This is a genomic window from Limnoraphis robusta CS-951 (assembly GCF_000972705.2).
The window spans coordinates 1-13,620 of sequence record NZ_LATL02000107.1; the positions used below are offsets into that span (position 1 = coordinate 1).

Sequence of the window (13,620 nt, forward strand, 5' to 3'; positions counted from 1 at the left end):
CGCTCCATCCTCTCCATCCCGACGCGCCAGGGGAGGGAGTATAATTTGAGGAACTTTTATCGATTTGAGGGAGATGAACTCGGGTTCTACCGGGTCTTTGGGCAGTTTAGCGCCTCCGTCGAGAACTCGTTCAACATCATCAAAGATATCGTCCATCAGTCGATCTGCGTAGATCTCGATGGATGCTGGATCTCTAATCAGTTGTTCTTCTGACAGGGTTTGAGTTGTTTGGTTCATCGTTGTTGTTTCTTGAGGCATTGTCACCCTCCCTCACGCTCGTTTACCTCTATTGATGAATTATAGTTGAGTTGCTGTTGATTTTACTATGAAATCCCTCAACTGGGCTAATTTCACATAATTTTAAGAAGGCAATAGGCCAAATTTTTGTAGGGGCGGGTTCAGAACAGTTATCAGTTATCAGTTATGCAGTGAGAGCGTGAAAACAGTTTACAGTTCTTGCAGATATTCGTGATCAAGATTCTCTGTTCACTGTCTACTGTTCACTGTCTACTGTAAACTGTTTAAACCCGCCCCGAGGTTGTGAAAAGGCTACCTCCAACGCTTGCGGATTTAACTTGAATTCATCGATTGACTGCTTTTTTGTTAATTTTTATTAATCATTAGACAATGATTATAGCGGTGTGCGCTCGTATGAGGTACAAACCAGAAACCGGGTTTCTACCGAATCGGTGTACCTCACAAAACTGAAAACTGCTATACAATTCTCGAAAAATGAATAATTTTTATTGATGGTTGTCGAAAATACTTTTTTTTGTTAATACTTATGAAAAACTGTTCATGTATTGAACTATAGATAAAAATGTAAATGAATACCCAGTCAGAATCCCAAGGTTGTTGTAGTTGCCATCAAGATAATAAGCCTAATTCTAATTTTACCCCAGAGTTTGACCGGAAAGAAGAACTTCTTCCCATTCTTGCGGTTGTTGTCTTGTTAGGAATTGGGTTAATTTTCCAAGAAAAACTTCAAGCAACGCCTTTTTCTATCGGTGAATATATTGTGTTTATTTCCGCTTATTTGTTAAGTGGTTGGACTGTTTTAACCAAGGCGGGAAGAAACATTTTACGAGGGCGAATTTTTGATGAAAACTTCCTAATGACTATTGCTACATTGGGAGCGATCGCGATTCATCAACTCCCCGAAGCCGTTGGTGTTATGCTATTTTATCAAATTGGGGAATTAGTTCAAGAATTAGCCGTTAGTCGTTCCCGTCGTTCGATTAAATCGCTGTTAGAAATTCGTCCCGATACCGCCAATTTAAAAGTTAATGGTTCGGTTCAAAAAGTTTCTCCCGAAACCGTTAATATTGGGGATATTATTCTCGTTAAACCGGGTGAAAAAATACCCTTAGATGGGGAAATTATCGAGGGGAATTCTCAAATTGATACTTCGGCTTTAACGGGTGAACCCGTACCCCGTACCGTGAAAGTTGGAGAAACGGTATTGGCGGGAATGATTAATCAAACCGGAGTTTTAACCGTAAAAGTCAGCAAAACGTTTGGGGAATCTTCCATTGCCAAAATTCTGAATTTAGTTGAAAATGCCAGCAGCAAAAAAGCAAAAACGGAGAAATTTATTACTCGGTTTGCCCAATATTATACACCAGTTGTTGTATTTTTGTCTCTGGCTGTTGCGCTGTTACCGCCTTTATTTATTCCCGGTGAAACTTCAGCCGAATGGGTTTATCGGGCTTTAATTTTATTGGTGATTTCTTGTCCTTGTGGGTTGGTGATTAGTATTCCTCTCGGTTATTTTGGGGGAATTGGAGGGGCGGCTAAAAATGGAATTTTGGTGAAAGGAGCGACGTTTTTAGATACGTTAACTGCGGTGAAAACGGTTGTTTTTGATAAAACAGGAACGCTAACAAAAGGGGTATTTAAAGTGATTGAAATTGTTTCTAAAAATGGCTTTAATGAAACGGAATTACTCAAGTTAGCTGTTCATGCTGAATCACATTCTAATCATCCTATTGCCCAATCTATTCGAGAAGCATACAGTCAAGAAATAGATGATAAAATAGTTAGTGACTATGAAGAAATTGCAGGTCATGGAATTAAAGCAAAAGTCAAAAATCAGGTTATTTTAGCGGGAAATGATCGCCTCTTACATCGAGAAAATATTAACCCTGATAGCTGTAACGTTGCGGGAACAGTGGTTCATCTGGCTGTTGATGGGCAATATGCGGGTTATATTGTGATTGCAGACGAACTGAAAGAAGATGCAGCAGAAGCAATTTATAGCTTGAAACAAATCGGCATTGAACAAACAATAATGCTGACGGGAGATAACAAAACCGTTGCTCAGTCTGTAGCGGAAAAATTGGGTTTAGATCGCTATTTTGCCGAACTATTACCGGAAGACAAAGTAGACTCTTTTGAACAAATTCTCCACGAAACGGGAGCCAAAAATAAAGTGGCTTTTGTGGGTGATGGAATTAACGACGCTCCGGTTATTGCCAGGGCAGATGTGGGGATAGCAATGGGCAGATTAGGTTCGGATGCGGCGATAGAAACGGCAGATATTGTGATTATGACGGATGCGCCTTCTAAAGTTGCAGAAGCGATTAAAATTGGCAGAAAAACCCACAAAATTGTTTGGCAAAATATTCTGTTTGCGTTGGGAATAAAAGGGTTATTTATTCTGTTGGGTGTGATTGGAATTGCGACATTGTGGGAGGCGGTTTTTGCTGATGTGGGTGTGGCATTATTGGCGATTTTAAATGCGAGTCGCGTGTTACGAACTTAACCCTAAAACCCCTAAAAACAGAAACCGGGTTTTTTTAACTAAAATCACCTCAACTCAAATTAAAAACCCGAAAAACCCGGTTTCTCAAAGAAACCGGGTTTTTAGTCTACAAAAAGAACGGTTAACCGTAATCAACAATTCTCAAAACCGTTTAAAATAATAAAATTAGGAGGAAAGTAAAATTTATAAAAGGTGCTAAAATATGTCTCAGTTAATACTCTTGCGTCATGGTCAAAGCCTGTGGAATGCCGCTAATAAATTCACAGGTTGGTTAGAACTGAAAACAGGTGTACCCATTGTGTACGAAATTGATGCCAAGGGCGAAGTTAAAAGTAAAGTCATTCTCAACGACTAAAATTTAAAAAATTTTCCCGATTTCTCAGGAAAAGTGAAACTCGTTTCTCTCAGGGAAATTAGTTAGCTTGTCCAGAAATTGAGAACTGATAGGAATGCTGACCAGAAGCGCGATCGCCAACATAAATGTTATAAGTCCCAGAGGGAGCATATCCTGAAAATTGTAAATTTCCGCCCGCTCCTTCTGGTAAGACACAATAGCGTCCAGCAGGTCCCTCGATCAACAAGGTTGGCGATCCTGAAGTTTGTACCCGAATTAGCACATAGGCTAAATCTTCAGCAACATCAATGGTATGATTGGGGGCGGCAGCAACAAAACCACAATCTCCGCTATTACTTTGTCCACCCGAAGTCCCCGCAGCCGTCAAAGATGCCCCAGGAGTAAGGGTTTGTCGGTCTGCAAGGGCGAGATCAGGCGTTCCCAAATGGATGGCAACAGTCAGTGCAACAACAGCCAAATAGCCTAACTTCATTTTTTCCTCCTCTCAATAGCAACAAAGCCCTCAGTAAAATACAGAAAGTCAAGAACTTAAGCAGGTGAGTTTGCGGAGTCGAGTTAGACCTTGATGAAAAAGATCAATTTTTGTAACCTTCTGTATCAACAGTCTGTGCCTAAATCTCTTAAAATTTTCAAGCAAGACCCTAAAACCTCAACTCATCGGAATCTCTCCTGGTTGTCAACTTTGAACTTGAACCTTTAAAACTCCATCAAACAAACTCCTATGAATTACCCACAAGACGATCCTAACGTGAAGCGCAGATTAGAAGAGCTAGAAGCCGAACTCAAGCAACCTCAGCCGGTCAGTAGTAGTAGTTCAAGCCCCAATTTCATCGAAACCGTCAAAACCCTCTATAATCAGTTCCTGGTCTGGTTTAAAGAACTTCCCAAACTTGGACAAGCGGCTATTGTTGTCGTCGGTTTGGCAATGGGGTTAACCCTACTGCGGACTCTGGCGGAATTAATTTCTTTAGCTATAAGTCTTGCAGTTGTTGGGGGAATCGTGTACATAGGATACAAAATCTTTAAATCATCCAAATTCTCAAAATAGAGAATTCTTGTTTAGCCCGTTATCAACAACTCAACTATGACCAGCCCAACAGCAAGCAGAGATACAGAGATTCATTCATCCGATCCGTCTTGGCCTCTTCAAGTCAGACAACTTCCCCTGTGGGTTCGTAGGTGCGGGGCTTGGGCTGTCGAAGTTTCATTAGTCGTCGTCAGTGGGGTGATTCCCTACAGTCTGGGTGCCTTAGCTAACCGTACTCCAAGCGTGCCTCTCAATCCGGTTCTCCGCACCACAGGCCAAGCTGTCGGCGCGACATTAGGCTTACCTGTGCGCGATCGCAATCCCCAAGTCAATCCTTTAACGAATCTCTTTTGGTGGGGGGCGTTGTTGACACCCACCGTTATCGGGGGATGGCAGGTTTATTTATTAGCCACACGCGGACAAACTCTACCCAAACGGTGGTTTGGGGTACAGGTGATTAATGGGTCTTCTATCGCTCCTCCGGGCTTGCTGCGGGCTTTTTATCGTGAGAGTGTGGGGCGTTGGGGAATTCCGGTGGGAATTGCCTATATCATTTGGCGAGCAACAGGGGCTTTCCCGAATTTAGTCATCCTCACAGGCTTATCGGGTTTGATGATATTGGCTGATGGGTTAATCGCTAAACGCCTCCAGGGTCGAACGGGACATGATCTTTGGGCGGGAACGAGGGTGCGAGAAGTTCATCTTCCGAGTTCTAATCCCTTTACCAGCTACGACTGGAGTAGCTCTCAAGAAGCAGTTCGGGCGATTGTCTTCCGCTCGGAAAAAGGGGGGACGGCGATCAACCTCTGGGCTTGGATGCGCCAACATCCCGGAACGACTCTAATAGCGGTGAGTAGTGCGAGTATGGCGGCGGTATTGGGAACGTTTGTCGGAACTCAGGTTTATATTCAAAATCAAGCCAATCGTCGGGAATTTAAACACCAAGATAATGAAGTGTTTTTAGCCTTGGTCAGCAAACTTTCGCCCAGTGCGCCCACTGATCCGGCTCAACGTCGAGGGGCGATTTTAGCCTTGGGAACGTTGAATGATTCCCGTGCCATTCCCTTATTAGTTGATTATTTGGGACAAGAAAGTAATCCTCTTTTATTAGACTCGGCTCAACAAGCGCTCGTGAGTACAGGGCCAGAAGCTCTGCCCTATTTGCGACAGTTAAATCAAGCCCTGAAAAATGATTTAGAATCAATGCAATTTGGGGCAAATGCGAAAGATAAACAGCTCGTTGCTCAACGTCAGCAAGCCACCCAAAGAGCGATCGCCAAAATTCTCACGGTTCACGAAGGAAACATTCACAATATTGATCTCAGTCGTGTTAATTTAGGTCAATCCACGACACCTCCGACCCAATTTACATTAATTCTGGAGCAAATTGACTTATCTGGTTTTAATTTTAGAAGCAGTATTCTCAACAATGCTAACTTCAAAAATAGTACCTTTTATGGCACGGGTGAAGATGGTCGGTACGGTACATTTGATGATTGGATTTCTGACTTAAGCGGCGCGGATTTAACGGAAGCCAATTTGAGCGGTGCTTTTCTCAGTCATATTGATATGAAACGGGCGAATCTCCTCAAAGCCACTTTAAATAAAGCCGATTTATCTCAAGCGGATTTAACCGGAGTTAACCTCAGCAGTGCTAAATTAATCGGAGCGAATTTAGCAGAAACGAAGCTAAAAGAGGCTAAATTAACAGGCGCCGATTTAGCGAATGCGAACCTGTCTAATGCTAATCTTAGAAATGCCAGCCTGAATCAGATGAATGCTCAAGGCGCTTTGTTCATTTCTGCTAATTTAGAGGACAGTCTGTTACAAAATGCTGATCTTTCTGGTGCAGATTTGAAGGGGGCGAATTTAAAGAATGCTGACTTGAGTTCGAGTTTACTCACAGGTGCGAACTTTAGAAATGCTGACTTGCGAAATGCCAATTTACAAAAGGCTGATTTGAGTTTAGTGAGTTTGAAAGGAGCAAATTTAAGGGGTGCAGATTTTCAAGGGGCAGTCTTTTCTTGGAGTAAGCCGGAACAGAAAAATCCAGACCCATTTATTGAAGATGTGGGAACTCAGACTCAATCAAATCGCATGAAAGGAGTTAATTTTTCTAAGAGTAAAAATCTCAGTTCAGAGCAAATTAACTATCTGTGCAATCAAGGTGCAATTCATCCGGACTGCAATCAATAATCAATCAGGTAAGGCAAAAGGCAAAAGGCAAAAGGCAAAAGGCCATCTTGCGTTCATGCAAAATTTGGGAGGAATTTAAAGTGCTACTCTAGCAATCGAATTTGGTATTAATATTAAACTCTAACCCATTCTATAAAATCATCAAGCCACCCCCCTGAAAATTAACGAAATTGTCTGTTGATCAGGACTCTTAATCAATGGCGAGGGGAGTTCTCTGAAATCCTTCAATATTTGCTACAGATAACAAGGCTTAAATTCGTGATAGATTTGCTGCCAATATTTTTTTCAAACAATATCTGAGCAATTTACGGTGTAAACATTTAACTGAATTAATGATTTGAAGATGAAAGATTCTCAATCAGCAGCTAGGCTTTCTAAAGAATTTGTAAGTTTTTCTGATTAATAATTAAAGTTTGAGTCATTGCGGCTAAATTCTCTAAGTTTTCTTCAAGTTCTTGAGCGCGTTTTTCATAAAAAATCTTTCGTTGCAAAGCTTGACGAGCTAAATCTTCTCGATTCCGTTTTAAAGCTTCCTTCGCAACTTTTTGCCAACTCTTCATTTCTTCGAGAGCTTGTTTATATTGAGGATGAACATCATCCCAAGCCGTGCGGATGTCGCCTAATGCTTTATCTAATAAGAGGGGTGCATTATCTTTTTTAATCCCGGTTAAAGCTTCTTGAATGGGTCGATACCATTGATCAACATCAATTTGATTGAGAAGCGGAACAAAATTTCTAATTTGACGACTATCATTAACACCCGTCACGCACCAGGTCGCAAAATGTTCGCAGTTGTTGAATAATAGATTATATTTGCGCTCTCCCAAACGACTCTCGGCTCGTTGAATTACGGTATCAGGAATATAACGCACAGGATAAGGTCTAATATAAATTAGACCTCCCCGCGCAAACGTTTCTAGAGAAGTTCGTTCAATCACTTCACTCGGTTTGCGATAGTGAATGACGGTACCATCTCCACAGTCTATTCCATGATGCTCATAAACGCCATCTAAATTTAAAAATTCTCGATAAGCATAAATTTGATCGCCTCGGGCCATATTTACCCCCTTTGTCAAGTTCAAATGGTTGGTCTCTAAAAGAGCTGTTAATCTAGAAAGTTGATTAACCTTTCCGGAAGTATCCTAACATATACTGGATTGGTCTTATTAATAGGATATAGAAGGATCACTCACGATGAGTATTAATTCAGCCAATTGGCAAGTTATTGGTCATGCCAATAATATTGTTGCAATGACGGCATTCAATGGAGCGCTTTATGCTGCAACTTCCGAAAATAAACTTTGGGTACGAGTCGCTATTCCCGGTGATATTAACTGGCAAGTTATTGGTCATGCGAATAACGTAGTTGCAATGGCGGCAATGAATGAAAAACTCTATGCTGCGACATCTGAAGGTCAACTGTGGATGAGAGCTATTATAACAGAAGATATGGGTTGGCAAGCGATCGCTTCTGCTCAGAATGTGGTAACAATGACTGCTATGAATGATCAACTCTATGCAGTGACTTCAGATGATAAATTTTGGGTTCGAGATGGTCAAATTAATCTGAATTGGAAACCGATTGGAAAAGGCATTTCTGTGATGGCTTTAGCCGCCACAAATAATCAACTCTATGCCGTTACTTTTGATCATAAACTTTGGCTGGTTAATTTCACTCCTGACGGGATAAAATGGCAAGAAATCGGTCATGGGAATAACGTTGTGGCAATGGCGGGAATGGATGGAAAATTATACGCTGCGACTTCTGATAATAAACTTTGGTATCGAACTGTAGATTAAGTTTATAAAAAAGAGTAGGGTTTGTCAAATGATCACCGTTTTTTCTTCTATGAAATCAACGAGTTTGACGTACCCTACCTATCCTACAGGTCATTTGGAGTTATTGAACGTCAGAGGCTTCTAACTCTTCTGCTTGATGGGTTTCCATTAAGTTAACCTTGACAACCCGATTGACAACTTCAGGAACTTTCGGTAAAGTCAGGGTTAAAATCCCGTTGGTATAATCGGCTTTAACTTCGGTATTGATAATCGCTTCTGGTAAAGCAATGACCCGACGAAATTCACCCACTGGGAATTCACTGAAGAGACATTTTTCTCCTTCACTCAGTTGGGGATTTGCTGTTTTTCCCGAGAAGACAATGGCTTTCTTTGTCACTTGAATATCGAGGGTTTCACTATCTAAACCCGGAATGATCGCCCGTAAAATCAAGTGATCAGACTTTTCTTGTAACTCAACTGCGGGAGTCCAATGGGTCTCTGTTGTGGCTGTGGTAATTTCTGTAAAGAGATGATCAAATTGCTGTTGCATTTTTTCGACTTCAGCGAAGAGGTTGTAACGAGTAACTAACATCATATTGTTTTCTCCAAGTCAGTTTTGTTTTTCTTGCTTACAGTTTTAATCATGCAGGGAAAATCAGCCATCTTAAAGAGTAGAGAACCCCACCTTAAAGGCGAGGTTTCCACACTGATTCTGAAGGTTTAATTTTAGGGAGGAAAACCGAACTTAAGGGGAGGAAAACCGAAAAATTAGCTAGAAGACTGAGGAACTCCTGAACCATTTTTCGCCAGGAATTTTGTGTTTTGAACTTTCCGTAAAGCTTGAATTGTAGAAATAGTGTGTTCGGCGACTTGATCAATGTCTTCGGGTGTATTAAACCGACCGATACCAAAGCGAATAGAAGCATAAGCTAACGCATCGGAACGTCCTAAAGCCGCTAAAACATGAGAAGGTTCTATTTTGGCGGAAGTACAAGCGGAACCGGAGGAAACCGCCATTACAGGTTGTAGTCCTAAAAGTAATGCTTGACCATCGACTCCTGCGACACTCACATTCAAATTTCCAGGTAAACGTTGGCTGGGGTGTCCGTTGAGATAAATATCCCCAAGCGTTGCTAATTTTTCCCAAAGTTGTTGTCGTAATTTTATTAAACGTTGGGTTTCTGAGGTGATTTCTGTTAACGCAAGTTCAACCGCTTTGGCAAAACCAACAATTTGAGGGGTGTATAATGTACCCGATCGCATTCCTCGTTCATGTCCGCCTCCATGCAGTTGAGGGGCGAGTTTAACTCTGGGGTTGCGACGACGAACATAGAGGGCGCCGATGCCTTTTGGGCCGTAAATTTTATGGGCCGTTAATGACATTAAATCAATCTTCATTTCCTCAACATCTAGAGGAATTTTACCCAAAGCTTGTGCGGCGTCGGTATGAAAGAAAATATTGCGATCGCGACACATCGCCCCAATTTCAGCTAAGGGTTGTAAGACGCCAATTTCGTTATTCGCCGCCATCATTGAGAGGAGGATGGTATCAGGACGAAAGGCTTTTTCAACTAAGTTGAGGTCAATTAAACCATCCGTTTGAACGGGAAGTAAAGTTAATTCAAAGCCAAGTTTTTCTAAATAGTGTAACGGATCAAGAACAGCGTTATGTTCGCTAACAACAGTAATCAGATGACGACCTTTGCTAAAATAGGTTTCAGCGATGCCTTTGATGGCTAAATTATCCGATTCTGTTGCACCGCTTGTAAAGATAATTTCTTCGGGTGTCGCGTTAATAGCATTTGCTAAGATTTCTCGGGCTTGTTTAACTGCGGCTTCGGCTTCCCAACCGTAAAGATGATTAACACTGGCCGGATTGCCAAACTGTTCGGTAAAATAGGGAATCATCGCTTCTAACACCCGTTTATCTAGGGGTGTTGTTGCGTTGTTATCGAGATAGATTGGACGTTGAGACATGATAATTTTTTGATAAAAATACGAGTTTTTAATGGAGAGTAAAATTACTATTTTTAGGGTGACTTTACCGAGTTAATTAGACGGAGAAATTATGCCTTTTTTTTCCTTGAAGTTCAAGATTTAATTTCTTTTGAGAGGGAATAATTGTAAATTCTGATAAAACTCAATGTCTATTATATAATAGATAGACGTTAGTTTTTGACGACCACACTTCCATGACCGAATCAACAAACGCTCGTGACCTTTTTAAAGCGGCTTACGAACACCGCTACACCTGGGACTCCAATTTCCCCGGTTATAGTGCTGACATTGAACTCAAGCAGGGATCGGAGGTTTACAATGGTCAGATTCGTATCAATCCTGACATGAGTGCAGAAATAACGGGGATTGAAGATGAAGAGGTGAAACAAAGCGTTTACACTCAATTACGCGATATTATCACACACCGCAAACGCACTTCCTTTGAAGACTCTCACGGCAAAAATAGCTTTAGTTTTGGCGAAAAAGACGAGACGGGCGCTGTAGAGATTTTAGTTCAAGGGGACTCGATGGGTTCCAACTACAAAGTCCGAGGCGATCAAATTTGTTTGGTCAGTCGGGTAATGGGGCGGATGGCGTTTGTCATCAATACCCACGAAAGCCTTGATACCGGGGAAGGTTATGCTGCGAGTCACTACGATGCGGTTTTCCGCAATCCCCAAACCAATGAAATCATGCGAGAATTGGAATTTGAGGATAAGTTTGAAAAAATTGGCGATTACTATGTGATGACTCGTCAAGTGGTTCATTCCAAGGAAAATGGAACAGTAACAACAACCGAGTTCAACTATTCCAATATCAAACTGTTAGAACCTGCAACAGTCAGCTAAATTTTGAAGTCTTAATGTTTCTTTTGTGATGTTACGATTAAGATGAGTTTAGGTTGATCGTTTTGAAGTTCTGAAATAAAATCAATAGGTAAGCCATGACAACTCTAGCTTTAACCCCAGAAAATGTTGAAACCGTTCTAGATGAACTTCGCCCCTATCTCATGGCCGATGGCGGTAACGTTGAGATCGTCGAACTCGATGGCCCGATTGTGCGATTACGTCTGCAAGGGGCTTGTGGGTCTTGCCCTAGTTCAACGATGACGTTAAAAATGGGAATTGAGCGTCGTTTACGGGAAAAAATTCCCGAAATTTCTGAAGTTGTATCGGTTGCATAATTCAATTGCATCGTTCAATTGTCTAAACATTAGGGATTAGGGAAAAAGAAAACTCAAAAAGGCGATCGCTGCTAAATCTCCTTTAGATTTTCCTCACTCTAATCCCTTTTTAATTTACAAGTATTACTGAGTCAAGGGTGCAGGATGAATTACTTTATTTCTCAATCAAACTCTTTTTCATCTCAATCTACTGCCGGATAAAATCATGTTTTTTCACTCCGTAAAACTCTCATTTACTCCGGGTTTAATGATAGGGATTTCGGGTTTTGTTCTCGCTACCTCTCCATCAACAGCCCTAGCACAAATAGTCCCCGATAACACACTCGGTTCAGAAAACTCGGTAGTTACTCCTAATGTTAACATACGCGGAATTAATAGCGATCGCATAGACGGGGGAGCGGTTCGGGGGTCTAACTTATTTCATAGTTTTCAAGAATTTAATATTAGAGAGGGACGGGGGGCTTATTTTTCTAATCCCGATAATATTATTAATATACTAACTCGCGTTACCGGGGGGAATATCTCAGAAATCCTCGGAACGTTAGGGGTTTTAGGGAATGCTAACCTATTTTTAATTAATCCTGCGGGGATAGTTTTTGGACCCAATGCCAGATTAGATGTAGGCGGTTCATTTTTTGCCACAACAGCCGATGGAATCTTATTTGAAAATGGCTTTGAATTTGCAGCATCTAACCCCCAAGCACCGCCATTATTAACGATAAATATGCCGTTGGGTTTGAATATTAGGGAAAATCCTGGGGCTATTGTTAATCAAACGTTACCACAACTCGTTCGGTTGGATGAAAGTCCGTTAAGAAATGATGCAGGATTTCTGATTCCGCAAGGCTTAAACGTTCCCAGAAATCAAACCTTAGCATTAATAGGCGGAGATGTAATATTTGATGGAGGCGTTGCCATTTCTCCAGGGAGTCGAATTCAATTAGGAGGATTATCAGAACCGGGAATTGTACAAATTAATCCTGATAATAGTTTCACCTTTCCCGATAATATTCAACGGGGAAATGTAGCGTTAACCAATGAATCACAAATAAACGTTCGTGCGGATGGAGGCGGAGACGTTAATATTAATGCAAGAAATGTTGAGATATCGGGTGGTAGTGTTATTCGAGCGGGAATAGATAATGGATTGGGTTCTATTGAAGCGGAAGGTGGGGATGTTAATATTAATGTTCAGGATAATGTTTTGATAACAGGTGCAGGCAGTTCAATTGGAAACAGTATTAACATTGATGGAATCGGTCAACCTGGAGATATTAACATCACAGCTAATTCACTCTCAATGAATAATGGAGCATTTCTCAGTACAGTCCTTTTTGGAGAAGGAAATGCAGGCAACATTAATATAGTCACAAACTCATTAGTAATGAGTAATCAAGCTCGACTTGGTGCTTTGACTTTTGGACAAGGAAATGCAGGTGTAGTATCAATTTTAGCTAGGGATTCTGTTGAGTTATCGGATGGTAATATTTTGAGTAGTGTCGAAGAAGGTGCAGTTGGAAATGGGGGAACAATTGAAATTAATACGGGTAATTTATTGATATCTGAAGGTTCACCAGTTATTACTAGCACTTCCGGGGAAGGAAATGCAGGTAATATAACTGTAAAAGCTGATAATATCGAACTCACAGGAACTTCTGCTGATGGTGAGTTGATTAGTGGTTTTTTTGCGGATGTCGATGATACAGGTATTGGTAATGGAGGAAATATTTACATAGAAACTGGACAATTTCGATTAACAGAAGGAGCAAGAATTCAATCCAGTACCTTTGGACAAGGAAATGCTGGTTTAATTTCAATTTTAGCGACAGATTCTGTTGAATTATTAAGTAGTTTTATTTTTAGTGATGTTGAACAAGGTGCAAGGGGTGATGGAGGAATAGTTGAAATTAATACAGGGAATTTATTGCTGTCAGAAGGAGCGCAAATTTTTACTAGAACTTCCGGGGAAGGAAATGCAGGCAGTATCATTGTAAAAGCTGCATCCGTCGCGCTTACCGGAACAACAGCAGATGGTGAATTTCCGAGTGGTTTTTTTGCTGATGTTAATGGAACAGGGATGGGTAATGGAGGAAATATTTACATAGAAACTGGACAATTACGATTAACAGAAGGAGGACGAATTCAAAGCAGTACCTTTGGACAAGGAAATGCTGGTTTAATTTCAATTTTTGCAACCGATTCGGTGGAGTTAGCAGATAGTGGTATTTTCAGTGATGTTGGAGAAAACGCTGTTGGAGATGGGGGAAATATTGAAATTTCAACCTCATCACTTAATGCAATAAATGGACAGATTAGTT

At 41.1% G+C, this 13,620-nt stretch carries 12 protein-coding genes and 1 pseudogene; 8 read left to right on the plus strand and 5 right to left on the minus strand.

Annotated elements, in window-relative coordinates:
* Nucleotides 1-258: pseudogene (locus WN50_RS09685) on the minus strand (hypothetical protein); the annotation flags it as partial.
* Nucleotides 259-826: 568 nt separating this feature from the next.
* Between WN50_RS09685 and WN50_RS09690 the strand changes: the two are divergent.
* Together WN50_RS09690 and WN50_RS35245 are read left to right on the plus strand one after the other, a co-directional pair.
* Nucleotides 827-2,764 (plus strand): heavy metal translocating P-type ATPase, encoded by a 1,938-nt coding sequence (locus tag WN50_RS09690; protein ID WP_046279471.1) that lies wholly within the window; start codon nucleotides 827-829, stop codon nucleotides 2,762-2,764.
* 202 nt (nucleotides 2,765-2,966) lie between these two features.
* Complete coding sequence (locus WN50_RS35245) at nucleotides 2,967-3,119, plus strand: hypothetical protein (RefSeq protein ID WP_200906245.1); 153 nt, start codon at nucleotides 2,967-2,969, stop codon at nucleotides 3,117-3,119.
* A gap of 58 nt (nucleotides 3,120-3,177) precedes the next feature.
* Here WN50_RS35245 and WN50_RS09700 read toward each other — a convergent pair whose 3' ends face one another.
* The gene (locus tag WN50_RS09700) at nucleotides 3,178-3,591 is read right to left on the minus strand and encodes a hypothetical protein (protein ID WP_046279473.1); all 414 of its coding nucleotides are present in this window, start codon (nucleotides 3,589-3,591) and stop codon (nucleotides 3,178-3,180) included.
* Between the two features lie 249 nt (nucleotides 3,592-3,840).
* Between WN50_RS09700 and WN50_RS09705 the strand changes: the two genes are divergently transcribed.
* Nucleotides 3,841-4,167 carry a hypothetical protein gene (locus tag WN50_RS09705; protein WP_046279474.1) on the plus strand — a complete coding sequence of 109 codons (327 nt, stop codon included), beginning with the start codon at nucleotides 3,841-3,843 and terminating at the stop codon, nucleotides 4,165-4,167.
* 36 nt (nucleotides 4,168-4,203) lie between these two features.
* Nucleotides 4,204-6,342 (plus strand): pentapeptide repeat-containing protein, encoded by a 2,139-nt coding sequence (locus tag WN50_RS09710; protein ID WP_046279475.1) that lies wholly within the window; start codon nucleotides 4,204-4,206, stop codon nucleotides 6,340-6,342.
* A 374-nt stretch (nucleotides 6,343-6,716) separates the two neighbouring features.
* Here the strand turns inward: WN50_RS09710 and WN50_RS09715 are convergent, their stop codons facing one another.
* Nucleotides 6,717-7,400: a lecithin retinol acyltransferase family protein gene (locus tag WN50_RS09715; RefSeq protein WP_046279476.1), complete on the minus strand. Its 684-nt coding sequence runs from the start codon at nucleotides 7,398-7,400 to the stop codon at nucleotides 6,717-6,719.
* 136 nt (nucleotides 7,401-7,536) lie between these two features.
* Between WN50_RS09715 and WN50_RS09720 the strand changes: the two genes are divergently transcribed.
* Nucleotides 7,537-8,142 carry a hypothetical protein gene (locus tag WN50_RS09720; protein WP_046279477.1) on the plus strand — a complete coding sequence of 202 codons (606 nt, stop codon included), beginning with the start codon at nucleotides 7,537-7,539 and terminating at the stop codon, nucleotides 8,140-8,142.
* 100 nt (nucleotides 8,143-8,242) lie between these two features.
* Here the strand turns inward: WN50_RS09720 and WN50_RS09725 are convergent, their stop codons facing one another.
* A complete protein-coding gene (locus tag WN50_RS09725) occupies nucleotides 8,243-8,716 on the minus strand; it encodes an Hsp20/alpha crystallin family protein (RefSeq protein ID WP_049558892.1) in 474 nt (157 codons plus the stop codon).
* A gap of 173 nt (nucleotides 8,717-8,889) precedes the next feature.
* Entirely contained in the window at nucleotides 8,890-10,098 is a 1,209-nt protein-coding gene (locus WN50_RS09730; protein ID WP_046279478.1) for an IscS subfamily cysteine desulfurase, read from the minus strand.
* A gap of 215 nt (nucleotides 10,099-10,313) precedes the next feature.
* On the opposite strand from WN50_RS09730, the gene WN50_RS09735 reads away from it, so the two are divergent.
* The 3 genes from WN50_RS09735 to WN50_RS09745 all read left to right on the plus strand — a co-directional run.
* A complete protein-coding gene (locus tag WN50_RS09735; RefSeq protein WP_046279479.1) occupies nucleotides 10,314-10,967 on the plus strand; it encodes a DUF3386 domain-containing protein in 654 nt (217 codons plus the stop codon).
* A gap of 95 nt (nucleotides 10,968-11,062) precedes the next feature.
* Nucleotides 11,063-11,302 carry a NifU family protein gene (locus WN50_RS09740; RefSeq protein ID WP_046279480.1) on the plus strand — a complete coding sequence of 80 codons (240 nt, stop codon included), beginning with the start codon at nucleotides 11,063-11,065 and terminating at the stop codon, nucleotides 11,300-11,302.
* 205 nt (nucleotides 11,303-11,507) lie between these two features.
* Nucleotides 11,508-13,620 (plus strand): two-partner secretion domain-containing protein (locus WN50_RS09745; RefSeq protein WP_049558931.1); only part of this gene is annotated, 2,113 nt, incomplete at its 3' end.